This is a genomic window from Spirillospora sp. CA-128828, assembly GCF_050945415.1.
Classification (GTDB): Bacteria; Actinomycetota; Actinomycetes; order Streptosporangiales; family Streptosporangiaceae; genus Spirillospora.
On sequence record NZ_CP191986.1, the window covers coordinates 5,559,253 to 5,582,000 of the forward strand.

Sequence of the window (22,748 nt, forward strand, 5' to 3'; positions counted from 1 at the left end):
CATTGAGCACGGCGGGCTCGGCCGGTGCCTCCTCAGCCCAGCAGGTCGAGCACCGTGGTCATCGACTCATTGAGCAGCAGGTACTCCGCCGCGGCCTGGAGGTGGGCCTGCCACAGTTCCTCGGCGGCCTCTGCCTGCCGGGCGGCCACGAGTTCCACCAGCCGGACGTGCGCCCGGAAACCCTCCTGGTTCGCCACGATGTTCTCGGGGCTGCCCGCGTCGAGGTCCACATGCGACCAGTTCGCCTGGTCGATGATGTGCCGGACCATGCCGTTGAGCACCCGCATGGTCTCGTTCCCCGACAGATCGACCACCAGCGCGTGGAACTGCATGTGCGCGCGGATGAACGACGGCGGATCATCGATCAGCAGCTCGGCCTCGCGCACCGCGGTGCGCAACCTGTCGAGGTCGGACTCGGTGGCCCGCCGCGCGAGGAGCCCTGCGCAGGGAGTCTCGATCAGGTTGCGCGCCTCGTAGAGGTCCTGGAGCGTCGTGCCGCGGTACTGCAGCACCAACCCGGCGTACCTGGCCGCGACCTCTCCCTGCGGCACCTGGACCCGCGCGCCACCCCGGGCGCCGCGCCGGATGCTGATCAGCGCCTCGGACTCCAGGACCCGGAAGGCCTCGCGCAGCGTCGGCCGCGAGACCGAGAACTCCTCCATCAGCGCGGTCTCGGCAGGCAGTGCCTCCCCGCCGGCCAGTTCGCCGCGCACGATCTTGCGGCGCAGCTGCGCGGCGACCAGCTCGGCCATCTTGGGGACACGGACGCGATGGCCCAGCGTTCCCGGCCCCGTCGCAGACCCGGCGGGCTCAGTCACGCTCCCCCGCCTCCCGCTCTGCACCGGAGAGGGAGGTCGGCGCAGTATCAGCACTCATGGCAGCTAGAGTAGCAGAAATTAAATAAGTTATCTCTTTCTTCTGTTATAACTGAACCGTGAGTGCACCGGCCCGGCGAAGCGCCCGCTCCGTGGCGGGAATGGATGACCGCACTACCGACCCATGAGGGGCAGCTGTGAGACTTCGAGTAGAGCCGGAGCTGGAGGGGTTGCGGGCCGCGGTCGACGGGCAGGCTGCCAAGACGATCGCCCCATTGGCCCGTGGGGTCGATCAAGACCAGCGCTTCTCTCACGAGTTGTGGCAGGCGGTCCGCGAGCTGGGATTGACCCGCCTGCCGTTCGCCGATCAGTACGGCGGCGATGGCGGGACGGTGCGCGCCTACACGGTGGCGAGCCGGGAGGTGGCGCGGCACTGCGCCGTCGCCGCGCTCTACCCCGGCACCACCGTCCAGGTGGCGATGACCCTGATCGAACACGGCACGCCCGCGCAGATCGAGCGCTTCGTCCCCGGACTGGTCTCCGGTGAGCTGATGGCGGCATGGGCGTTCACCGAGCCGGCGACCGGTTCGGACCCCCGCCAGATCACCACGTGGGCCCGGCGTGACGGCACAGGCTGGACGCTGTCGGGGGCCAAGCAGTTCATCTCCTTTTCCGAACAGGCTCAGGTGGCGCTCGTGTTCGCCCGGACGTCCGACAAGGGCCTGAGCGCGTTCCTCGTGGACACGTCGCTGCCGAGCTGGCAGGTCGGCCGACCGAGCGAAGTGCTGTCGATGGGAGGGACCGAAGCCCGGCCGGTCACCCTGGATGACGTTCGGGTGGACGGCGACAGCCTGGTTGGCGAGTTGGACGGCGGGTTCCAGGTGATGCTGGCCGGCGAGGCGTTCGGCAAGGTGCGCGCGTCGGCGATCTGCGTGGGGATCGGGACACGAGCCCTGGAAGAGGCCGCCGCATACGCTCTGACCCGCGAATACCGCGGCACGCCGATAGGCAGACGTTTCCCCACCGTGCAAGCACTCCTCGGGAAGGCGGCCGCGGACATCGCCGGCGCCGAATCCCTGGTCCTGACCTGTGCCGACATCCTCGACCGGGGAGAGAGCGCCACTGCGGAGGCCGCCGCCGCCCGCCTCGTGTCGGGACGAGCCGCACGCGAGGCCGCCCAGGCCGCCCTCCACGTATGCGGCGCGTACGGACTCACCAAGGAGATGGTCGTGGAGCGGCTGTACCGCGAGTCGGTGTTCTTCGACGTCGCCCAGGGAGTGGCGGAGATCCAGCAGATCATCATGGGCCGCGAGTTGTTCGCCGGCGCAGGTGGCGGCGGGGTCTCGTCATGACCGCCCAGCATCCACCCGCCTGACCGGCCACGTCGCCCTGGTCATTGGCGGAATCCCCGGGGTCGGGCTCGGCATGGCCGAAGGGCTGACCCGCGCCGGCAGCATCGCCGCCGCTGACCGGGAGTCCGTCACATTCGAACTTGGAAGGCCACGGTCTGCCAGGGCTCGCCCAACGGCAGAAGGTCCCGACCTCGCTCCGCCAGCGGCTTCCAGACGCCTTCCATGACCTCTCGGTCCTATTCGGTGGTGGCGGGTTCCTTTTCGGGGGTGGTGCCTTCGCCCTTGATGGAGCGGATCAACAGCTGGGAGACGTCCACGACCTCCAGCGATTCCTTGGCCTCGCCCTGGTTCTTCTTCTCGTTGATCGCATCACCCAGCATCACCAGACAGAACGGGCAGGCCGTCGACACGGTGTCGGGATCGGTCTGCAGGGCCTCGTCCACACGCTCGGTGTTGATGCGCTTGCCGATGCGCTCCTCCATCCACATCCGGGCGCCGCCGGCGCCGCAGCAGAAACCGCGGTCCTTGTGCCGGTGCATCTCCTTCGTCTTCACCCCGGGCACGGTCGCCATGATGTCGCGCGGCTGCTTGTAGACCTTGTTGTGACGGCCCAGGAAGCACGGGTCGTGGTAGGTGATGTTCTCCTCGATCGGCGCGAGGGGGGTGAGCCTGCCCTCCTCCACCAGGTGCGCCAGCAACTGGGTGTGGTGCACGACCTGATAGTTCCCGCCGATCTGCGGATACTCATTGGCCAGGGTGTTGAAGCAGTGCGGGCACGTCGCGACGATCTTCGTCACGCCCGCGTCGTTCAACGTCTCCACGTTCTGCTGGCCGAGCATCTGGAAGACGAACTCCATGCCCAAACGGCGGGCCGGGTCACCGGTGCACGCCTCCATCGGGCCCAGCACCGCGAACTTCACGCCCGCGATGTGCAGCAGCTCGGCGACCGCCTTGGTGGTCTTCTTGGCCCGGTCCTCCAGCGCCCCGGCGCAGCCCACCCAGAACAGGTACTCGGTGTCTTCGGACACCTTGTCGTCGACGACCTCGACCTCAAAGTCCAGCTCCTGCACCCATTCCAGGCGCTTGGTCTCCGACATGCCCCACGGGTTGCCCTTGTTCTCCAGGTTCTTCAACATGACGCCGGCCTCGGACGGGAACGACGACTCGATCATGACCTGGAAGCGGCGCATGTCCAGGATGTGGTCGATGTGCTCGATGTCGACCGGGCACTGCTCCACGCAGGCACCGCAGTTGGTGCACGACCACAGCACGTCGGGATGGATGACACCGTCCTCGCCGACCAGTTCCCTATCGACCTGCATGGCGAGCTTCTGCTCGTCGGTGAAGGCCTCCCGCTGCTCTTGCGAGGCGGTGAAGTAGGGCGCCTTGGCCAGCGCGTGGTCGCGCAGCTCCAGCACCAGCATCTTGGGCGACAGCGGCTTGCCGGTGTTCCAGGCCGGGCATTGGGACTGGCAGCGACCGCACTCGGTGCACGTCGCCATGTCCAGCAGACCCTTCCAGGTGAAGTCCTCGATCTTGCCGCGGCCGAACACGTCTTCGTCGGGGTCGGCCTCCTCGAAGTCCAGCGGCTTGCCGCCCGACATCATCGGCTGCGCCGGGCCCAGCCCGTCCGGCTGCCGCTTGAACATCACGTTCAGCGGGGCCAGGAAGATGTGCAGGTGCTTGGAATGCACCACGAACACCAGGAAGATCAACGCGACCGCGATGTGGGCCAGCAGCCCGACCGACTCCAGAACCTCCAGCGTGTCGTGGCTCAGGCCCTCGAAGGCGTGCCCCACGAGGTAGGAGAAGTAGGCGCCCCTGCCGTAGGGCAGGTTGCCGCTGGCCCACTCCACACCCCGGAACAAGAACATCGTCCAGATCACGTTGAAGATCATGAACAGTGTGATCCACGCGCCGGACAGGTGTGAACCGGAGAACCGCGAACCGCGGTCCAGCCGCTTGGGCGAGTTCTTGATCCGGATCGCGGTGAAGGTGATCAGCCCGGCGGTGCAGGCCAGCGCGATGGTGTCCTGCACGAAACCGATCGGCCCCCAGGTCTGCAAGCCGGGGATCTTGGCGTCCAGCCCGAACAGCAGCGCGACCGCCGCCTCCAGATACACGGTGATCAGCAGAATGAACGCCCACATCACCGCCGCGTGCGAAACACCGGCCAGCGTCCACTTCAGCAGCTTGCGCTGCCCCAGCACCTCCACCGCCTGACCCTCGACGGCCTTCTTGGGCGCGCGCCTGACCTGCAACGTCCGCTCGGGGTCGGGCTGGCCGCTCGTGGCGATCCCGTACAGGAACAGCACCCGCCGGCCGGCGAGCGCCAGCGCGACCGCCGTTCCGGCGAGCCCGATGACCAACGTGATCCAGAACACGGTTCCGTCCTCCTGGGTACGGCGATGGCAGTCAGAGTAGACTCACCAAGGGTGCCATTAGCAAAATAATCTAACCTATTATGAGACCGGGGAAGCGCGGCAGATCCCCGGGGCCGCCCCGCCTCCGGGTGGGCAGGTCACGTCCGTTGTATAGGCTTTGAAGGGGGTTTCGAATGGAAGCCGGTGCCTTGCCTGACGTGGCCGATCTCTGGTTCCACCAGGCGACATCCAGGTGTTCGGACTGGCCGCTCGGGCGTGTCTTGGAGGCCAAGCAGGCGTCGGCTTTGACGGTCAGCGTGGTGATCCCTGCGCGCGATGAGGCGGCCACGGTCGGCGCGATCGTCGAGCGGATCGTGGCCGAGCTGGCGGCGCCCGGGGTGGTGGACGAGGTGGTCGTCATGGACTCCGACAGCCGTGACGGCACCGGACACATCGCTGCCAAGGCCGGGGCGAGGGTCCACCGGACCATGGCCGTCGCGCCGGAGGCCGGCTGGTTCCCTGGCAAGGGCGAGGCGCTGTGGAAGTCGCTGTTCGTGACCAGGGGCGATGTGCTGGTCTTCGTCGACGCCGACCTGACCGTGTGGTCCTCCCGGTTCGTTGTCGGGTTGCTGGGGCCGCTGCTCACCCGTCCGGAAACACTGCTGGTGAAAGCCTTCTACCGGCGCCTGTCGGCCCCCGGGGGCGGAGACCGAGGCGGCAGAGTCACCGAGCTGATGGCGCGTCCGATGCTCAATCTGCTGTGGCCGGAGCTGGCGACGGTGGTCCAGCCCCTGGCCGGCGAATGGGCGGTGCGCCGCTCGCTGCTGGAGACGCTGCCGATTCCGGTCGGGTACGGCGTCGAGCTGGCCTGCCTGCTGGACACCTACCAGCGGCACGGCCTCACCGCGCTGGCCCAGGTCGACCTCGGCGCCCGTGGACACCGGCAGCGGCCCGTGGAGGAGTTGGGCGTGATGGCGGCCGAACTGCTGGCGGTCGTCCACCGGCGCCGCGCGTGGTCGAGGACCGGCGCGCTCACCCCGCTGCTGCGGCAGTTCGACTCCGACGCCGGGTGGACGGCGCGGGCGGTGCCGACGATGGAACGTTCCCCAGCACGGTCCGAACCCGCCTACTACCGAGGGGAGGCGAGCAACGCATGCTGAAGCTGCGCGACCGGCTCAACAGCGGCGAACTGCTGCTCATGGCCATCGTCAACCGGACCCCCGACTCCTTCTACGACCGGGGCGCGACGTTCGCCTTCGATCAGGCAATGCAACGCGTCGACCAAGTCGTCACCGAAGGCGTGGACATCATCGACATCGGGGGCGTGAAGGCGGCCCCCGGCGCGGAGGTGGACGCTGCCAAGGAGATCGACCGCACCGCACCGCTCGTCGCGGCCGTCCGCGACCGGTACCCGGACCTGATCATCAGTGTCGACACCTGGCGGCACGAGGTGGCCCGGGAAGCCTGTTCGGCGGGTGCCGACCTGCTCAACGACGCGTGGGGCGGCGTCGACCCGGGTGTGGCCGAGGTCGCCGCCGAGTTCGGCGCGGGCCTGGTGTGCACCCACGCGGGGGCCTGCCGCCGCGGACCCGCCCGCACCGCGTCGAATACGACGACGTCGTCGCCGATGTGATCACCCGCACTGCCTCGCTGGCCGAACGCGCGGTGCGCGCCGGTGTCGACCCCGGCTGCGTCCTCATCGATCCCGGGCACGATTTCGGCAAGAACACCTGGCACTCCTTGGAGGTCACCCGTCGCCTGCAGGAGGTGGTGGCCACCGGCTGGCCGGTGCTGGTCTCGCTGTCCAACAAGGACTTCGTCGGTGAGTCCCTCGGCGGACTCCCGGTCGACCAGCGGCTGCACGGCACCCTCGCGGCGACCGCGGTGTGCGCCTGGCAGGGGGCCCGCGTGTTCCGCGCGCACAACATCACCCCCACCCGGCGGCTCCTGGACATGATCGCGGTCATCCGCGGCTTGCGATCACCCGCCCGTACCGTCCGGGGACTGGCGTGATCGCCGCGGCCGTATGCGTTCCCCAGGCTCCGCTGCTACTCCCGGGACTCACCGGCCGACCTGTACCCGAAGTCGAACAGGTCCGGGCCGCGATCGGCACCGCCCTCCCCGCCCTGACCGGCCTCGACGAACTCATCGTCATCGGCGCGGCCCCCGCCACCGCGACCTGTCCCCGCGACGCCCCCGACCCGGCCGCACGGCTGGCACCCGCCCCCAGACGCCGTCCCGAACCCGATCCGCTGCCGGTGCCACTCGCCATCGGCCGCTCACTACTCGACGGGCTCGCTGGACGGTACGTCCTGCAGGGCGTCCACGAGCACGCCACCACCGAACAGTGCCACGAACTGGGCCGCCGGCTGGCCACACCCTCGCACCGCACCGGTCTCCTGATCGCCGCCGACGGCAGCGCCCGCCGCGGCGAGAAGGCCCCTGGATACACCGACCCGCGAGCACTGGACCTCGACACGCGCATCACCCGCGCACTCGACACCGCCGACACCACCGCCCTGCTCGCCCTGGACTCCCAGGACTGCGCGAACCAACTCATCGCCGGACGCGCCGCCTGGCAGGTCATGGCATCCGCCTGCCAGAACACCTCCTGGACGACGAACCGCCTCTACGACGACGCCCCCTTCGGAGTCGCCTACCACGTCCTCACCTGGCTTCCCAGCACCGCCACGGTGTCGGAGGCGGTCGGCAGCAGCGACGCGATCGGCATGGCTCCCACCTAAACCGGCATCCATGTGCGGTATCGCCGTGCCGCCGGCACTGCGGGTGGCGGTTGATGGCGCCGCCGCTCCCCCAGGCGTGCTCCCACTGCTCCCGCCCGAAACGTGGAGCGGCGGGAGCATGCAGGATTCCCGAACGGCCCTGACCAGGCGCCAAAAAGCGTCAACGACCGCCCACAACCTGCGACATGTCGGCAAATTGCAGGTCATTGCTTGATCGGAACGACCTTGACACGGTAGCGGCACTGGTCCAATCCGAGTATCGCCCAACCACACAAGCCCAGGTCAGGCCATAGACGTCGACCTGGGCTTTCTCATTTCAACGCAGTTGGACGCGAAACCGGGAGCACGCTGCTCCCACCACCGGCCCCGGGCAGTGCAAGCGGGCGATGCCTTCCGCTACGTCATCGAACTCACCCTGGCCGGCGGCACCCTACTGCGCCTTACGTCCCCGGCCTACCCGTGGCAGACGGTCACGGTATCGGGGTGGGTCGGCTTGGTGCAGACTCCACGACCATGGACCTTGACGAGCTGCTGCGCTGCCTGGCCGAAGCCGATTCGGGGCGGCTGCGCCCCGAACTCTGCGGCGGGCGTTACGCCGCGGTCATGTACGACCCGGAGGAGGATACGGAGGTAGCAGGCGAGGAGGATGACCTGGCCGGTGTCCGTGTGCTCGGCGAGGCCTCCTCTGTGTACGGGGCCCTCGACCTGCTGGCGCGCGCGGCCGAGAGCCCCTTCGACACCGATGTGATCGGGGACCTCCTGGCCGAGCAAGCGGATGCGGAGGAAGACTTTCCCGTGCTGGGCGAGATCCAGGCGCGGGAACGGCGGATATTCGCGCTGACCGTGCTCAGCCGCATCGCGCTCATGGACGTCCTGACCGAGGACCATTGGAATGATCCCTACCTGGGTGCCGCCCCCCGGCGCTTTGCGGCGGCCCGCTTCGTGTTTCTGACCAGGGCCTCTTCCCCGCATCAAGATGAGGCATACGCCGTCCTGGAACTTCGCCCGACCGGTGCGCTCTCACCCGCCGACCGTTCCCTGCTGGAGGCGAATGATCCGGCGGCCGTCCAAGCCGCCATCGCCGTCGGCGCGAGCGTCAACGCGCTCGATGACCGCGGCATGTCCCCCCTGCACCACGCGGTCGCGCGGCGCCGCCCGGACGTTGTGGGGGCATTGCTCGCCGCCGGGGCCGACCCGGCCCTGCAGGCCGAGGGCGGCAACGCCCCGCACTTCGCCGCCCTCGGCCGCGGCCAGACCGTCGAGCCCATCGCCGACCGCATCGAACACGACGATCACTGGCGAACCCTCCGTATGCTGGTCGAAGCGGGAGCGCCTGTGAACGCGCCCAACCGGCGCGCCACGCGCCTGCTGGACCTGGCGATCAGGACCCGCCCCTACCCGCAGGAGGCGATCCGCATTCTGACCGAACACGGCGCCCACACCATGCACTACGCGGAACACCGCCTCGCCACGCTCTTGCGGGACCTGCCCTATGAGTCAAGGGAGGACTTGGAGATCCGGGTGAACGAGGTGAGATTCCGAGTCGAGTCCGGCGCGAGCACCGAAGGCGCCCTGCACGCCTTGTTCGACCGCTACGGGTATTACGAGCACGAGGTGGCTAGCGACATCCTCCTCGCCCTGGTGGAGGAAATCCTGAACCAGGGCGCGGACGACACCCCAGACTGGAGAGGCCGTACCGCCCTGGATCTGGCCGAGCACTGGCTCACCAAAGGCGAGCATCCCAACTACCAACCGGTCGTTGAGCGCCTCCGCACCTTCCACTCCCAACGCTGACCTGACCAAGCAAAAGGATTCGGTCCAGGTCAACCTGCCTGCACGACGTACCGCTCGCGTCCGTGCGACCCGGCGGATTGCAGCGTCCGTCCACGGCGCCTCGTACACCGCCTCGATCGGATCCCGCCGTGCCCACAGCCAGCGCGCCCGGACCGTGTCATGCGCCATCTCCCCCCACACCGGCCCCGTAGAAGCCGCTCCAGGCGCAGCTGCCGGGGACGGTGCCCGCGCGTGCCGCGATGGTGGTGGAGAGGGTGGCGCGGTACCGGCGCGGCCGGACCCCGACCGCCCGATGAGGCCCAGCACGCGTGCGATGGGGAAGGGCCTTACAGAGTCTGGTCCCGTGGCTTCAGCCACGGGACCAGTCAACGCTGGGAGGACTAGCCTGGTAAGCCGGTCCTCTGGTTGCACGCCACGCAGCCGCATGGCGGCCCCGCGGGCGAGTTAGTCGTCGTCACGTTGGCGGCGGACGACGACGTGGCGGACGATGCGGCCGACGAGGAAGTCGCCGACGATGCCGCCGCCGAAGAAACCGCCGAAGAAACCGCCGACAATACCGCCGAAGATGCCGGCGACGCCGCCCATGGCGCCGGTGAGGACGCCGCCGAGCACGACGGCGACGGCGCCGCCGAGGACGACGGCGACGGTGGAGGCGATGTCACCGGCGATGCCGCTGACGAGGTTGCCGAATTTGTCGCCGGCGGTGATGCCGCCGGTGGCGCCGCCGAGGAAGGCGCCGACGAGGCCGGCGGCGACGCCGGGGGAGCCGCCGCCGAGGACGCCGCCCAGGATGCCACCGAGGACAATGCCGACGACGCTGCCGGGGATAGTGAAGGAACGCCTCATCGGGATCGATCTCCTTTGCGTTGCGTAGGCGCCCGTGGCGATACACGGGCGTCAGGGATTAACCGTCCTGTGGCCGGCCCGCCGTACAACCACCCAGCCGAGGGAGCTTGCGGGATCGGCGGCGGTCTCGCGGAGACGGTTCGAGACGAGCCAGAGGATGACGCGCAGGCATCTCGTACCGGCTGGGCGCGCGCCCAGTCGCCCGCCCATCGGCCCGTGGGGTCGGGAGCGGGGCGGCACTCGCAGCTTCGGACGGCCGGCCTTCGTCTGCCGTCGCGGACATCGCGCCGGCCCGTGTCAGCCGGCCGGCTCTCGTGACCGCGGGTAAGGATGCCTTATGAGCAAATCGAAGCGGCTGCCCCGAAATGTGTACGAGCCGGAGTTGGCCCGCCTTCAAGCAGAGCTTGTGAAGCTGCAGGAATGGGTGCGCACCGAGGGTGCCCGCGTCGTCGTGGTGTTCGAGGGGCGGGACGCGGCCGGCAAAGGCAGCACGATCAAGCGGGTCACCGAGTTCCTCAACCCTCGCGTCGCCCGGATCGTGGCATTGCCCGCGCCGACCGACCGCGAGCGCACGCAATGGTACTTCCAGCGCTACATCGAGCACCTGCCCGCCGCCGGCGAGATCGCCCTGTTCGACCGATCCTGGTACAACCGGGCGGGCGTCGAGCGCGTCATGGGCTTCTGCACCAAGCAGGAGTACATGCGGTTCCTCCACCAGTGCCCGATCTTCGAGAGGCTCCTGGTCGAGGACGGCATTCTGCTGCGCAAATACTGGTTCTCGGTGAGTGACGCCGAGCAGGAGCGCCGCTTCCGCAGCCGGCTGGACGACCCCATGCGACGGTGGAAGCTCTCCCCGATGGACCTGGAGTCCATCACCCGCTGGGAGGACTACTCGCGCGCCAAGGACGAGATGTTCCTGCACACCGACATTCCGGAGGCGCCCTGGTACGTCGTGGAGAGCGAGGACAAACGGCGCGCACGGATCAACATGATCGCTCACCTGCTGTCGACGATCCCCTACCACACAGTGGAACCTCCGGCCCTCCGGCTGCCCAAGCGGCCTCCTCCGAAGGGCTACGAGCGGTCGCCGCGCGACATGCAGACCTACGTGCCCGACCACTCCGCCACCCTGCCCGGATGACCACCACACCCGCCCCAGCTCAGCGAGGACGTGATCACTAATCTCGCCGAGCACGAGATCAGCGGGGTGCCCGTTGTGGACGGCGAGGGGCGTGTCCTCGGCGTGGTCACCGAGGCGGACCTACTCCGCAAGACGGCGGCCGCCCTGGACACGAGGCCGGGCCCGAAGCCGCGTTCCGGGCATGAACGGCTGGATCGGTCAGGTCCCAGGTCACCACGGCCGGGGAGGCCATGAGCTCCCCCGCGGTCACCACGACCGCGGGCGCCACGGTCGCCGAAGCAGCGCGATCACTGTCCCGCCACGGCTTCAAGCGACTCCTGGTCGTGGACCCCGATGACCGGCCGGTCGGCATCGTCAGCCGCGCCGACCTGCTGCGCGTCTTCCTGAGAACGGACGCGCAGATCCGCGACCAGGTGACCCACGAGATCATCATCCACAGTCTCTGGGTCGACCCTGCCGAGGTGGAGATCGACGTGCGCGACGGCGTGGTCACCCGCGAGGCCGTGTGCCCCTGGCAAGCCTCGTCCCGATCGCAGAACACCTCACGGCCTCCGTCGACGGTGTCATCCGGATGATCAACCAGCTCGACTACGACGAGGATGACAGCGCGCATCCGCACCGGCGCCGCACGGGCCTGCGGTCGTAGCGGTCCGATCAGGCCTCCGGCCGGAGGGCGTGGACGGCTCACCGGCCGGCGAGTCGGCCCTCGGCTTCGCCTTCGGGGAGGCCGCGTTGCACAACGAAGTGCCGCTGGAAACAGAGTTCGTCGTCGAAGCTCCACGACGGGCCGTGCTCAACGCCGCCCACGGCGCGGCGCTACTGGTTCTGGGCGACCGCGGGATCGGCTCGGCGCCCGCAGATGGTCCTGGGGCCGGTGACCCAAACCGCGCTGCAAGAGGCCCCTTGTCCAGTGGCGGTGGTGCCTGCACGACGGAGCGGTCAACGAAAGCCGAGCGAACCACGGAGGTGTGATCGCGGAGACTGTACGGCGTAGATGCTCTGTATGGTCGACTCCATCATGATCGTTCTCGGCGCCGATGGCTGTTCCTGGCAGAGCGGCGGCGGCATGGCCGTCTATGGTCCCGTTGGGGTGCTGTCGTCGGTCAGTGCCGCGCGTGCGGTGGCGAGGATGTCTTCGGAGAGCGGGTTGCCTTTGGTGGCGCGGGCGAGGACGAGGGCGCCGACCATGGTGCACAGCCGGGCGATGCCGTCCTCACCGTCCGCGCCGAGCCAGGCGGCGGTGTCGCCGACCTGTTCGGTGAAGATGCGGCGGGCCTCGGCGTCGCCGTGGCCGCGGGCGATGTCGACGGCGAGTCCGGCGACGGGGCAGCCGTCCGCAGCGCTGTCGCGGTGCTCGATGGAGAGGTAGGCCTCGATGAAGGCCCGCCGGGCGGCGTCGCGATCACCGGGGTGCTGCTGGAGTGCGGCGACGCGAATGCGGGCGTGCTCATCGAAGGCGTGTGCGGCCGCCTCGCCGATGAGCGCTTCCTTCGAGGCGAACTGCTTGTAGAACCCGCCGTGGGTCAGCCCTGCCGCCTTCATCAGGTCGGCGACGCTGACCTCGGTGCCCTGTTCGCGGAAGAGCCGGGAAGCCTTGTCGACAACACGCCGGCGGTTCTCCTGCGCCTGCGCCTGTGATACGCGCCCCATGCCACGCCTCCTTGTTGAATGTTGGTCGTCATCTATCCTATGCTGGCCCTATAGATTATGTTCATAATCTATATCGACGGTCCGAGTCTGGACCCGACGCCGAGGAGGCATACATGGAACTGGACGGCGCGATCGCGATGGTCACGGGCGCGAACCGGGGCCTGGGCCGCCATCTGGCCACGCAGCTGCTGGAGCGCGGCGCATCGGTCTACGCGGCGGTGCGCCGACCCGACGAACTGGACCTGCCCGGCGTCACGCCGCTCCGGCTCGATGTGACCGACCACGAGTCGATCCGAGCCGCCGCAGAGATCGCCACCAATGTGACGGTTCTGATCAACAACGCCGGGATCTCCACCGGCACGCCCCTGATCGCCGGCGACCTCGACGCGGTCCGCCGGGAGCTGGAGACGAACTTCTACGGCCCGCTCGCCGTGACTCGAGCATTCGCGCCGGTCATCGAGGGCAACGGTGGTGGCGCGGTCCTCAACATCCTGTCGGTGATCTCGTGGCTGCATCCGGCACAGGCCGGGGCGTACGCGGCGGCCAAGGCCGCCGCGTGGGCGCTGACCGACGCGGCCCGCGAGGAGCTCGAACCCCGGGGCATCGCGGTCTCGGGACTTCATGTCGGCTTCATTGACACCGACATGACCGCCGCGATGCCCAACGTCCCAAAGGCCGACCCAGCCGACGTCGCCGCCCAGGCACTGGACGGGATCGCCAAGGGCCTTCCCGAGATCCTCGCTGACGATCTCACCCGCCAGATCCGCCAGGGTCTGGCACACGGTCCCATCCCGACCCGCGTCGCCTAGGCAATCGCACAGACCATGGCCCCAGACGGCACCAGCCTTGTCCGCAGGATCATCCTCGCCGGCCCCGCCGGAGGCCCCGGCATCGACCGGGTCAGAGCGCTCGGCATCCGCACCACGCTCAATGCCGCACTGCGCCGCAAGCACCCCGAGCACTATCAGGCCAGGAGCCTCTGCATGGCCTGACCCGGGGCGCCTCATTCCGTTCCGCCGTCGGCGATCCAAGTCCGCCGGTCAGAAGGGCCGACGCCGCTTCGCCTTCGTCGTCTCCGGTTGCCGCGCGAAGACCGCGATCATGATTGTCGACGAGGAACGGCTGACGGCCGAAGCGGTGGTGACGACGCCACGCGGTGCGAGACCGCCGAGCACTACGTCGCGGTGTTCGGCATGGAGGCGTCGTATGTTCCGTCCGGCGCCCGGATCGGCTGAACGACGCCGCTCCCGCACCCACCATCACCGCACCAGGGGGCAGGGTTCACATGGCCAAGATTCGTCCGGACCATCCCGGCACGAACAGGGGCCGACGACGGCCAGGACGTCGGCTGCGAAGGTGGCGGAGGACGTCATCGAGCTGGCGGAATGGCGCAGGATGCCGTTCTCGATGCTGCCGGGCCACGCGGTCACTAGCAGCGTCCCGGCAAAGTACAGGCGCTGTACTTGCAGCTGGCGATGCACTTCAATCACGTGTGCGGAGACCGGAACCGTTTACCTTCCCGCACGAGTGGCGCCTTTCTCAAGTCCCGGACTCGGCCGCTGCGCTCAGCGCCTCGGAGAACGGCTGGTTCGACAAGCACGCCAAAAGTCGGCACTCTCGATTTACGGGTCTGAGATGCAGGTCTTTGCGTTTGCGTGGACGTTCGGCCGGCTGGAGTACTTCCAGCGGCAGACGGTCGTTGCGTCGACTATCGTCCCGTCGTCTCCATCAGGGTCCCTTGAGCAGGCGACCTGGTCGTTGAGGACCACATAATAGGGATAGCCGTGGGCTTTGCAATAATTCCCCTGATCCTGCGAGGTGAGGGTCCCGAGAGTTCTTGGGAGCTTGTAACTTCAGGTGTGGAAAGACCTTGCGGGTAGAAGGTGAAGTCGGCTTTACCTGATGCGTCCTGGATAGGCCTCGGCGAGTTCGTTGAGTGCTTCGCGCCATCCGGCGGCGCGTTGTCCTTCGACCAGGCGTGCGGGTGAGAAGGCGTGCTTGTCGCCGTTGTGGCGCTTGGCGGCGCGTTCCCGGGCGCGTTTGTCCTCGATGTTGATGATGGCCAGCCACAGCAGCTTGACCACGGCGTCGTCGGTCGGGAAGTGCCCGCGCGCTTTGGTGACCTTGCGCAGCTGGTAGTTCAGCGACTCGATCCCGTTGGTGGTGTAGAGCAGTTTGCGGACCGGGCGGGTGAAGGCGAAGAAGGGCGTGAACCGGTCCCAGGCGTCCTCGAACACCCGCACGCTCTGGGGATACCTCTTGCCGAGGTCGGTGTCGGCGAACTCGGCCAGGGCCTCCAGCGCCGCGTCGGCGTCCACGGCGGTGTAGACCTTCTTCAGCTCCTTGGCCACCGCCCCGGCATCCTTGCGTGCGACCGGCCGAAGCGCGTTCCTGATCAAGTGGACGACGCAGGTCTGGACCACCGTGGCCGGGAACGCGGCGTTGATGGCGTCCTCGAACCCCTTCAGGCCATCGCAGCAGGCGATGAGGATGTCACGGACCCCGCGGTTGCGCAGGTCGGTGGTCACCGAGGTCCAGAACCGCGAGCTCTCCCCGGCGGTGGCGGTGTCGGCCGGGGTGCGCGCGAGCCAGATGCCCAGCACATGCTTGTGCCCGTCGGTGTCGATCCCGACCGCGATGTAGGCGGGCTTGTTCTGCACCACATGGTTGTCGCGCACCTTCACCACGATCGCGTCCAGGAACACCACCGCCCAGGTCGGGTCCAGCGGACGCGTCTGCCACGCCTTGACCTCGTCCATCACCTGATCGGTGATCCGGGAGACCTGCTCGTGCGACAGCTCGGTGCCATACACCTGCTTGAGGTGGTGCAGGATGTCGCGCACGCTCATGCCGTGCGCATACAGGCTGATGATCATGTCGTCCAGGCCGCCGGCGATGCGCCCGGCCCGCTTGGGCACCAGCACCGGCTCGAACGTCCCGGCCCGATCCCGCGGCACCGACAACCGGACGGGGCCCACCCCGGTCTGCACCGTCTTGCCCTTGCCCCGCCCGTTACGGGAATTGCCCGAATTGTTCCCCGCCGCATCATGCTTGTCATAGCCCAGGTGCGCGGTCAGCTCGCCCTCCAACGCCCGCTCCAGGACGGCCTTGACCAGCTCGCCGAGCATCGACCCCTCACCGGTCAGCCGCAACTGCCCCGCCTCGTCGCGGGACCGCTCGGCCAGCAGATCCAGCACCTCATCGCTCAGCAGTTCCCGGATCGGCACATCCAGGCTCTCGGCCGACATCGGCACCATCCCACCGGCACCGGCCCCAGACTGGGCGACACTCCCATTTCCCTCGACCACGGTCATGGCTTCGAATCCCCCCGAATTCGATGGATGATCTTCCTGCTCGATCATCTACCCACCAAGATCATTTCCACGCGAGAAGAGATACCCCCGTTCTTGGTTTTGCGGCGGAGGGCTTTTTGGTACCCGGGGGTCTCGGGCTGGTTCGTTCTTGGGGGCCGTCGGATGGGTGTGAACTTCTCGGCTGACTTGATGTTGTCCGTTTACGGTTGGACGCCGATTCTGATCGGGTTGGCTGTGGCGCGCTTGGGGCGGGGTTTTTGAAAGTGGTGGAGGGCACGTTCGGCGGGGAGTGCGAGGCTTCGTCTTCTCCTGGCTTGGGGACCAGGAAATAGGTGAGGGCGATAATTGCCGGGAGTGTTATCGCGGCGGCGAAGATTTGGAAGCGGCGGCGTTTGCGGCTGGTCGCCGAGGGGTCGGCCTGGGTGGCGGCCGGGGGTTCTTGGTTTGGTTTGGTGGTGTTTGGCACGGGTGCGGCTTCTGCCGCCAGTCCGGGTTTAGATGTCGGTCTGGACGTGTCCGGGGGCGCGGGAGAAGTGGCGGCTTGTGGCGTGCGGAGGCCACGTAGAAGGTCGCTTACCTGGGTTGCGGTGGGACGACGGGCAGGGTCTTTTTCCAGGCAGGAGCGGACGATGTCGCCAAGGTCGCCTTCGATCCCGTCCAGGTTGGGTTCGCTGTGCAGGACCGCCAGGGCGACGGCGGACGCGGAGGTGCCGCCGAAGGCTCTCTTGCCGGTGGCGGCGAAGACCATGGCGGCCGCCCAGGCGAACATGTCCGCCTCGGGGCCGGCGGTCTGGCCGTCGATGTGCTCCGGAGCCATGTAGCCGGGGGTGCCCACCACCTGGCTGCTGGTGAGTGACTGGCTGAGGTCCAGGGCGCGGGATATGCCGAAATCGATCACCACGGGGCCGTCGGGGCCGAGGAGCACGTTGCCCGGTTTGAAGTCGCGGTGGACGACTCCACCTTCGTGGATGGCCGCCAGCGCCGTCACGGTGTTGATCGCCAGCCGGTCGAGCGCCGCCTCACCTCGTGGTCCGTCGTCCTTGACCGAGGTCTGCAGGGACGGGCCGTCGACGAACTCACTGACGATGTAGGGCTGGGCGTTGGTCACGCCGCTGTCGAGTACTTGGGCGGTGCAGAACGGAGCGACCCGTTTGGCGATCTCGACCTCGGCCAGGAAACGGGCGCGAGCCGCCTCGTGGGTGATCAGGTGGGGGTGCAGCAGTTTGATGGCGGTGCGCCGCTCCCGCTCATCCCGGCCCAGGTAGACGGTGCCCTGGCCACCGGCCCCGATCCGGCCTTCCAGTTGGTAGCGGCCGATGCTCTCAGGGTCGGTGGGCAAGAGCGGCGACGGCTCGGGCACGCATCCTCCAAACGCTCCGATCGGCATGATCATAGGAGTCATTGCTAGATCACGGAGCGTTTTGAAGCGCGATGGCGAAGATCAGCACAGCAGGGAGATTGAGTAGGCCGGCGATGAGAGGCCTGAGTGGTGTTGGGCGGTGGTGGCCGTCGGGGTGTGGTCAGGTCTTTCGAGCCGGGTCGACGCCGTAGAACTTCGCCAGGTCGTCGAGGACCGAGTGCGCGCCCTGCAGGCCGACGGCGGTCATCCAGGTGGTGTCGTTCACTTCGCGTTTGTCGCCGTTGAGCTTGCCCCAAAGCGGGTTGTTCTTGAACCTGGCCTGGACCTGCGCCGCCTTGCCCGCTTCATCGAGGCTGGCGGCGATGAAGATCTGGTCGGCGTCCAGTTCCTTGATCCGTTCCTCGCTCATGTCGACCGCGATCTTGTCGGTGGTCGGCTGGCCCTTCGGCCGGGGGAAGCCGACGTCCTTGAGCACGATTCCGGAGTAGGAGTTCTCGGTGTAGAGCCGCACGGTCGGCTCGTCGGTGAAGCGCACCACGGAGATGGCCGGGAGCGTCCCGCCGTTCTTCTTCTTGATCTCGGCGCCGATGGTCTGGGCGCGCGTCTCGTACTCCTTGATGCGCTGATCGGCGAGCTGCTCCTTGCCCAGCGCCTTGGCGGTGAGCCGGATGTTGTTCTTCCAGGAGGCGCCGGTGGTCTCGCTGAAGACGGTCGGGGCGATCTGCGCGAGCTTGCCGTACAGGGCCTGGTGGCGGACCTTGGCCGAAAGGATCAAGTCGGGCTTGAGCGCGCTGATCTTTTCCAGGCTCGGTTCGGTGAGCGTGCCGACCGGCTGTGCCTTCGACGCGTGCCGGCGGCCGGCCTCGCCCAGGTAGTCCGGCAGCCCTTCGTTGATCGAGCGGTAGGTTGTGTAGCCGTAGACGTCGGCGTCGAGGCTGACCGCGGCGTCCACGTAGGACTGGTCGAGCGCGACGACCCGCTTGGGCTCGGTGAAGATCTTGGTGGACCCCATCGCGTGCTGGACGGTCCGAAGCGGCGTCTTCCCGGCCCCCGTGTCACCTGCGGATCCGCAGCCGGACAGACCCAGCACCGTCATCGCGGCGGTGATCCCGGCAGCCGCGTAACGGAGCGGCGACATCCTCATCTAAGATTCCCCTCGATTAGCTAAGCCTTGCCTCATTTAGGCGAGGCTTACCTAATCACACTCCGATCTGCCGAGTAAGAGGGGGTCCGGTCCCTCTGGAGAGGGGGCGCCGTGACCGCGCCTGCCCGCCCGGTGCGAACGCGCGCCGGGAACGGCGCCGGAGCGGGCCCGTGGCCCGTCCGGTGGCTGCGGGTGCTGCGCCGGCACCGGCCACCGGTGCTGGCCGGGCTGGTGGTGCTGACCGCTGCGGCGGCGCTGGCGAGCATCGTCATCGGGACGACGTACGTCCCGGTGTCCGGTGTGTGGGGAGCGGTACTGCATCCGACGGGCAGCGAGGAGGACATCGTGGTCCGATCCCTGCGGATGCCGCGCACCGCGTTCGGGCTGCTGGCCGGGACCGCACTCGGCGTGGCCGGCGCTCTGGTCCAGGGCCACACCCGGAACCCGCTGGCCGATCCGGGGCTGCTCGGTGTGACCCAGGGCGCGGCGTTCGCGATGGTGCTGGCCATCCTCACCCTGGGCGTCACCGGCCCGAACACCTACATCTGGTTCGGGTTCGCCGGGGCGCTGACGGCCAGCCTGCTGGTCTTCGCCCTGGGCGGGGCGGGCCGCGGCGGGGCGACCCCGCTGACCCTCGCACTGGCCGGCGCGGCCGTCACCGCGCTGTTGCACGGCCTGGTCGCCGGCCTGGTGCTGATCGACCAGCAGGCCATGGACACCTACCGATTCTGGCAGGCAGGAGCCCTGGCAGGCCGTGACATCGACGTGCTGCCCGGGCTGCTGCCGTTCGTCGTCATCGGGCTGGTCCTGGCGATGGCGAACGCGCCCGGACTGAACGCGCTCGCACTCGGCGAGGACGTCGCCCGCTCCCTCGGGCACCGGATCCGACTGACCCGCACGGTCGGCATCGCGGCGATCACACTGCTGACCGGAACCGCCGTCGCCGCCTGCGGCGCCCTGGCCTTTCTCGGGCTGATCGTGCCGCATCTGGCGCGCGGGCTGTCCGGTCCCGACCACCGCTGGCTGCTGCCGTTCTCCGGACTGCTCGGCGCGACGCTGCTGCTGACCGCCGACGTGGCCGGACGGGTCGTGGCCCGCCCGGACGAACTGGAGGTGGGCATCATGCTCGCGCTGATCGGCGGACCGTTCTTCATCGCACTGGTCCGCCGCAGGAAGCCGGTGCGGCTGTGACCTCCCCAGCGACTTCGTCCAAGAGACACCCGGCGACGCGGGCGGGCAGGCTGTCGTTCCGGGTGCGGCCTCGCGCCGCCGTGGTGGTGCTGGCGGGATTGGCCGCACTGGCGCTGCTGATGGCACTGAACATCGGCCGCGGCGACTTCCCGATCGGCGTCGCCGACGTCATCCGCGCACTGCTCGGCGCCCCGGAGCACCGCTTCGTGGTGATGGAGCTGCGGCTGCCTCGAGCCCTCACCGGAGCGCTGGTCGGGGCGGCGCTCGGCCTGGCCGGCGCGCTCACCCAGACCATCTCGCGCAACCCGCTGGCCAGCCCCGACACTCTCGGGATCAGCGCCGGCGCCAGCGTCGTGGTGGTCGGGCTGATCGTCGCGACCGGCAGTGCCGCCGGCGGCGCCGGCGGCGCGCTCGCGGCCGTCGGGATCCCGCTGGCCGCCCTGGCCGGCGGCCTGGCCGGCGGAATCGGGGTCTACCTGCTCGCCTGGCGGCACGGGCTGGACGGCTACCGGCTGATCCTGGTCGGCATCGGCGTCTCCGGCGTCGCCGCGAACGTCAAGTGGTGGCTGCTGACCCTCGGCGACGTCAACGACGCCGGCCGCGCGATGGCCTGGATCACCGGCAGCCTCAACGCGCGCGGCTGGGAACACGTCCGCCCGGTCGCGCTGGTACTGGCCGTCCTCGTCCCGCTCACCCTCGTCGGCGCGTTCACTCTCGGGGCGCTGCGGCTCGGCGACGAACCGGCCCGGGCGCTCGGCCTGCGCGTCGACCGGGACCGCTCCCTGCTGATCCTCGCGGCCGTCGCACTGGCCTCGATCGCCACCGCGTCCGCCGGGCCGGTGGAGTTCGTCGGCCTGGCCGCCCCTCAGATCGCGTTGCGCCTGGCCGGGACCGGGCAGCCCCCGCTGACCGGGTCGCTGGTCGTCGGCGCGGTGCTCACCGTCGGCGCGGACCTGATCGCGCGGACCGCGTTCGGCGGCGTGGAACTGCCCGTCGGCGTGGTCACCGCCGTCATCGGCGCGCCTTTTCTGCTCTACCTGCTCGTCCGGTCCCGGCGAAAGGCCACCACGTGAAGCACGTCGACCCTGCCGTGGCCCGGTCCGCCGAGCGGCAGGCCGCCGCCGGGCTGTCCGCCCGCGAGCTGCGGCTCGGATACGGCGACCGACTGGTCGTCAACGGCCTGACCCTCGATCTGGCAAGCGCCGCCATCACCGCCATCATCGGACCCAACGGCTGCGGCAAATCCACCCTGCTGCGCGGGCTGGGCCGCCTGCTCAAACCGCGCCACGGACGCGTGCTGCTGGACGGCGCCGACATCGCCGCACTGCCGACCAAAGAAGTCGCACGGCGGATGGCCGTCCTGCCGCAGTCCCCGCAGGCACCCGAAGGGCTCACGGTCGCCGACCTGGTCGCCCGCGGCCGCCACCCGCACCAATCCTGGTACCGGCAGTGGTCGCCCGGGGACGAGGAGATCGTGAACGCGGCCCTGGCCAAGACCGGCATGCTGGAGTTCGCCGATCGCCCGCTGGAGGAGATGTCCGGCGGCCAACGGCAACGCGCGTGGATCTCCATGGCGCTGGCGCAGGACACCAAGCTGCTGCTCCTCGACGAGCCCACCACCCACCTCGACCTCGCCCACCAGGTGGACGTCCTGGAACTCCTCCAGAGACTGCACGACGAAGACGGCCGCACGGTCGTCATGGTGCTGCACGACCTCAACCTGGCCGCCCGTTACGCCCATCGCCTGGTCGCCATGCGCGACGGCCGTGTAGTGGCGCAGGGCGAACCGAACGAGATCCTTACCGAGGACCTTTTGAACGCGGTGTTCGACCTGCCCGCCAAAGTGATCGAAGACCCGGTCACCGGCGCGCCCCTGGTGATCCCGCTCGGCTCCCGTGCCGATCCATGAGCCACAACGGGTCGACACGATCTCTCACCCGGTTTCCGGCGAGGATCAGCAGGGTGATATCGCTGGGGGCGGTCGAGCCGGACGCGGCCCCAGTCTCCCGTGGCGCCAGCGATCACTGGGCCGGACAGAGCCTCGGCCATCTGCTCTGACACCAACCTCTATGCAGTCAACCGTCCGGTCATGTTCGGGCTTGCGAAAGGCCAGTGCTCGAAGAAGTCGCTGAGCGCGTTGCAGATGACGATCAGCTAGTCCTCCGGGGATTCCTCGACGTGCAGGAGGAGGTCGTAGACGAAGTACGCCTTCATGGGGCGCCCGTCGAGCTCGAACGGCACGATGTGGTAGTAGCTGTTGGGCGCCCGGGTCGGCTCCCAGCCGAAGAACGCCTCGGCTTCGAGCCGGAGGACCGACCAGGGGCGCAGATCGTCGGGTGACCGCATCGGCTCACCCGACCTTCGCACGAATCGGCGGTCGACGACGTACTCCGCGGTGTTGATTACGCGCTGGTTGCCCAGGAACCCTCCCTCCGAGCTCGTGTGCTCAAGCCAGAAATCGGGCCAGAGCGGCAGGGCGAACCGGTGCCGGGAGGGGCCGCCGCCGACCGGATCACCCAGGATCGCCGCCAGATCCTTGATCTTCGGCAACTGCATGTTGCTCCACCGGACGGCCTCCTCCACCAGATGGGTCGGCGGGTCGTCATAGGGCGCCGGCAGAGACAGCGGCGCCTCCGGAGCGATCTCGCGCATGCGAACGAGCACGGACTGCTGGTAGCCCTCTACCGTCATCGAGCGAGCGGGACGCGGTTCGGGGTCGGCGAACCCCTCGCACGACCAGCACCACCACGGCTCCGGCGGGCCCATGCACCCACCGGCGTAGTAGATCTCGCGACGTTCGTGCCGCCAATAGAGCTCATCACCGACGGGCATGCCGAACTCCACCGGGACCAACGCCCCATCACACCGTTCGCACCTGGGACTCATGACCCCTCAGACGCCGCAAGATCCCCGGCCGTTCAGCGGGGTTTCGACGAAAAGAGGTTAGCCTCCGGTTCGCGTGGGATCAGTTGCTGCCCGGTTGCGTCAGTTGGGCGACTTCTTAACAGGCGAGGGTGCGATAGCGGAGAATCAT

At 68.6% G+C, this 22,748-nt stretch carries 20 protein-coding genes and 1 pseudogene; 13 read left to right on the forward strand and 8 right to left on the reverse strand.

Going from position 1 to position 22,748, the window contains the following annotated elements; translation table 11 throughout:
• Positions 1–32: 32 nt before the first annotated feature.
• On the reverse strand, positions 33–818 hold the full coding sequence (locus tag ACQPXG_RS27110; protein ID WP_433461932.1) for a FadR/GntR family transcriptional regulator: 786 nt from the start codon (positions 816–818) through the stop codon (positions 33–35).
• 194 nt (positions 819–1,012) lie between these two features.
• Here ACQPXG_RS27110 and ACQPXG_RS27115 point away from each other — a divergent pair, with 194 nt between their 5' ends.
• Positions 1,013–2,167 carry an acyl-CoA dehydrogenase family protein gene (locus ACQPXG_RS27115; protein WP_433461933.1) on the forward strand — a complete coding sequence of 385 codons (1,155 nt, stop codon included), beginning with the start codon at positions 1,013–1,015 and terminating at the stop codon, positions 2,165–2,167.
• Between the two features lie 236 nt (positions 2,168–2,403).
• On the opposite strand, the gene ACQPXG_RS27120 is transcribed toward ACQPXG_RS27115, so the two are convergent.
• Complete coding sequence (locus ACQPXG_RS27120) at positions 2,404–4,551, reverse strand: (Fe-S)-binding protein (protein WP_433461934.1); 2,148 nt, start codon at positions 4,549–4,551, stop codon at positions 2,404–2,406.
• A 197-nt stretch (positions 4,552–4,748) separates the two neighbouring features.
• On the opposite strand from ACQPXG_RS27120, the gene ACQPXG_RS27125 reads away from it, so the two are divergent.
• From ACQPXG_RS27125 to ACQPXG_RS27140, 4 genes and pseudogenes are all read left to right on the forward strand, one after another.
• Complete coding sequence (locus ACQPXG_RS27125) at positions 4,749–5,690, forward strand: glucosyl-3-phosphoglycerate synthase (protein WP_433461935.1); 942 nt, start codon at positions 4,749–4,751, stop codon at positions 5,688–5,690.
• Positions 5,684–6,543, forward strand: a pseudogene (gene folP, locus ACQPXG_RS27130) (dihydropteroate synthase). Before ACQPXG_RS27125 ends, folP begins: the two are co-directional and overlap by 7 nt.
• Entirely contained in the window at positions 6,540–7,274 is a 735-nt protein-coding gene (locus ACQPXG_RS27135) for a hypothetical protein (RefSeq protein ID WP_433461936.1), read from the forward strand. Before folP ends, ACQPXG_RS27135 begins: the two are co-directional and overlap by 4 nt.
• Before the next feature lie 513 nt (positions 7,275–7,787).
• A complete protein-coding gene (locus ACQPXG_RS27140; RefSeq protein WP_433461937.1) occupies positions 7,788–9,068 on the forward strand; it encodes an ankyrin repeat domain-containing protein in 1,281 nt (426 codons plus the stop codon).
• 444 nt (positions 9,069–9,512) lie between these two features.
• Here the strand turns inward: ACQPXG_RS27140 and ACQPXG_RS27145 are convergent, their stop codons facing one another.
• Positions 9,513–9,914 carry a hypothetical protein gene (locus tag ACQPXG_RS27145; protein ID WP_433461938.1) on the reverse strand — a complete coding sequence of 134 codons (402 nt, stop codon included), beginning with the start codon at positions 9,912–9,914 and terminating at the stop codon, positions 9,513–9,515.
• Positions 9,915–10,251: 337 nt separating this feature from the next.
• Between ACQPXG_RS27145 and ppk2 the strand changes: the two genes are divergently transcribed.
• The 3 genes from ppk2 to ACQPXG_RS27160 are packed head-to-tail and all read left to right on the forward strand — an operon-like array spanning position 10,252 to position 11,630.
• Complete coding sequence (ppk2, locus tag ACQPXG_RS27150; RefSeq protein ID WP_433461939.1) at positions 10,252–11,055, forward strand: polyphosphate kinase 2; 804 nt, start codon at positions 10,252–10,254, stop codon at positions 11,053–11,055.
• 30 nt (positions 11,056–11,085) lie between these two features.
• Positions 11,086–11,289: a CBS domain-containing protein gene (locus ACQPXG_RS27155; protein WP_433461940.1), complete on the forward strand. Its 204-nt coding sequence runs from the start codon at positions 11,086–11,088 to the stop codon at positions 11,287–11,289.
• A complete protein-coding gene (locus ACQPXG_RS27160) occupies positions 11,286–11,630 on the forward strand; it encodes a CBS domain-containing protein (protein WP_433461941.1) in 345 nt (114 codons plus the stop codon). Before ACQPXG_RS27155 ends, ACQPXG_RS27160 begins: the two co-directional genes overlap by 4 nt.
• Before the next feature lie 499 nt (positions 11,631–12,129).
• On the opposite strand, the gene ACQPXG_RS27165 is transcribed toward ACQPXG_RS27160, so the two are convergent.
• Entirely contained in the window at positions 12,130–12,705 is a 576-nt protein-coding gene (locus tag ACQPXG_RS27165; protein WP_433461942.1) for a TetR/AcrR family transcriptional regulator, read from the reverse strand.
• Positions 12,706–12,818: 113 nt separating this feature from the next.
• On the opposite strand from ACQPXG_RS27165, the gene ACQPXG_RS27170 reads away from it, so the two are divergent.
• Entirely contained in the window at positions 12,819–13,514 is a 696-nt protein-coding gene (locus tag ACQPXG_RS27170; protein ID WP_433461943.1) for an SDR family oxidoreductase, read from the forward strand.
• A gap of 15 nt (positions 13,515–13,529) precedes the next feature.
• A complete protein-coding gene (locus tag ACQPXG_RS27175) occupies positions 13,530–13,697 on the forward strand; it encodes a hypothetical protein (RefSeq protein WP_433461944.1) in 168 nt (55 codons plus the stop codon).
• Positions 13,698–14,600: 903 nt separating this feature from the next.
• Here ACQPXG_RS27175 and ACQPXG_RS27180 read toward each other — a convergent pair.
• The 3 genes from ACQPXG_RS27180 to ACQPXG_RS27190 all read right to left on the reverse strand — a co-directional run bounded on the left by ACQPXG_RS27180 (position 14,601) and on the right by ACQPXG_RS27190 (position 18,517).
• A complete protein-coding gene (locus ACQPXG_RS27180; protein WP_433469908.1) occupies positions 14,601–15,962 on the reverse strand; it encodes an IS256 family transposase in 1,362 nt (453 codons plus the stop codon).
• A 118-nt stretch (positions 15,963–16,080) separates the two neighbouring features.
• Positions 16,081–17,412 carry a protein kinase domain-containing protein gene (locus tag ACQPXG_RS27185; protein WP_433461945.1) on the reverse strand — a complete coding sequence of 444 codons (1,332 nt, stop codon included), beginning with the start codon at positions 17,410–17,412 and terminating at the stop codon, positions 16,081–16,083.
• Between the two features lie 127 nt (positions 17,413–17,539).
• Entirely contained in the window at positions 17,540–18,517 is a 978-nt protein-coding gene (locus ACQPXG_RS27190; RefSeq protein ID WP_433461946.1) for an ABC transporter substrate-binding protein, read from the reverse strand.
• A 117-nt stretch (positions 18,518–18,634) separates the two neighbouring features.
• Here ACQPXG_RS27190 and ACQPXG_RS27195 point away from each other — a divergent pair, with 117 nt between their 5' ends.
• Genes ACQPXG_RS27195 through ACQPXG_RS27205 form a run of 3 tightly spaced genes read left to right on the forward strand, consistent with a single transcriptional unit; the run spans position 18,635 to position 21,623 of the window.
• Positions 18,635–19,714, forward strand: a complete 1,080-nt coding sequence (locus ACQPXG_RS27195) for a FecCD family ABC transporter permease (RefSeq protein WP_433461947.1) — start codon at positions 18,635–18,637, stop codon at positions 19,712–19,714.
• Positions 19,711–20,787 (forward strand): FecCD family ABC transporter permease, encoded by a 1,077-nt coding sequence (locus ACQPXG_RS27200; protein WP_433461948.1) that lies wholly within the window; start codon positions 19,711–19,713, stop codon positions 20,785–20,787. Before ACQPXG_RS27195 ends, ACQPXG_RS27200 begins: the two co-directional genes overlap by 4 nt.
• Positions 20,784–21,623, forward strand: a complete 840-nt coding sequence (locus ACQPXG_RS27205; RefSeq protein ID WP_433461949.1) for an ABC transporter ATP-binding protein — start codon at positions 20,784–20,786, stop codon at positions 21,621–21,623. Before ACQPXG_RS27200 ends, ACQPXG_RS27205 begins: the two co-directional genes overlap by 4 nt.
• Positions 21,624–21,868: 245 nt before the next feature.
• On the opposite strand, the gene ACQPXG_RS27210 is transcribed toward ACQPXG_RS27205, so the two are convergent.
• The gene (locus ACQPXG_RS27210) at positions 21,869–22,546 is read right to left on the reverse strand and encodes a hypothetical protein (protein WP_433461950.1); all 678 of its coding nucleotides are present in this window, start codon (positions 22,544–22,546) and stop codon (positions 21,869–21,871) included.
• Between the last annotated feature and the right edge of the window lie 202 nt (positions 22,547–22,748).

What these genes read in the sequence shown, in the direction of transcription:
- ACQPXG_RS27140 (WP_433461937.1), top strand. Translation starts at nt 7,788, where the DNA reads ATGGACCTTGACGAGCTGCTGCGCTGCCTGGCCGAAGCCGATTCGGGG.
- ACQPXG_RS27160 (WP_433461941.1), top strand. Translation starts at nt 11,286, where the DNA reads ATGAGCTCCCCCGCGGTCACCACGACCGCGGGCGCCACGGTCGCCGAA.
- ACQPXG_RS27210 (WP_433461950.1), bottom strand. Translation starts at nt 22,546, where the DNA reads ATGCCCGTCGGTGATGAGCTCTATTGGCGGCACGAACGTCGCGAGATC.
- ACQPXG_RS27175 (WP_433461944.1), top strand. Translation starts at nt 13,530, where the DNA reads ATGGCCCCAGACGGCACCAGCCTTGTCCGCAGGATCATCCTCGCCGGC.
- ACQPXG_RS27190 (WP_433461946.1), bottom strand. Translation starts at nt 18,517, where the DNA reads ATGTCGCCGCTCCGTTACGCGGCTGCCGGGATCACCGCCGCGATGACG.
- ACQPXG_RS27180 (WP_433469908.1), bottom strand. Translation starts at nt 15,962, where the DNA reads ATGGTGCCGATGTCGGCCGAGAGCCTGGATGTGCCGATCCGGGAACTG.
- ACQPXG_RS27145 (WP_433461938.1), bottom strand. Translation starts at nt 9,914, where the DNA reads ATGAGGCGTTCCTTCACTATCCCCGGCAGCGTCGTCGGCATTGTCCTC.
- ppk2 (WP_433461939.1), top strand. Translation starts at nt 10,252, where the DNA reads ATGAGCAAATCGAAGCGGCTGCCCCGAAATGTGTACGAGCCGGAGTTG.
- ACQPXG_RS27185 (WP_433461945.1), bottom strand. Translation starts at nt 17,412, where the DNA reads ATGATCATGCCGATCGGAGCGTTTGGAGGATGCGTGCCCGAGCCGTCG.
- ACQPXG_RS27165 (WP_433461942.1), bottom strand. Translation starts at nt 12,705, where the DNA reads ATGGGGCGCGTATCACAGGCGCAGGCGCAGGAGAACCGCCGGCGTGTT.
- ACQPXG_RS27170 (WP_433461943.1), top strand. Translation starts at nt 12,819, where the DNA reads ATGGAACTGGACGGCGCGATCGCGATGGTCACGGGCGCGAACCGGGGC.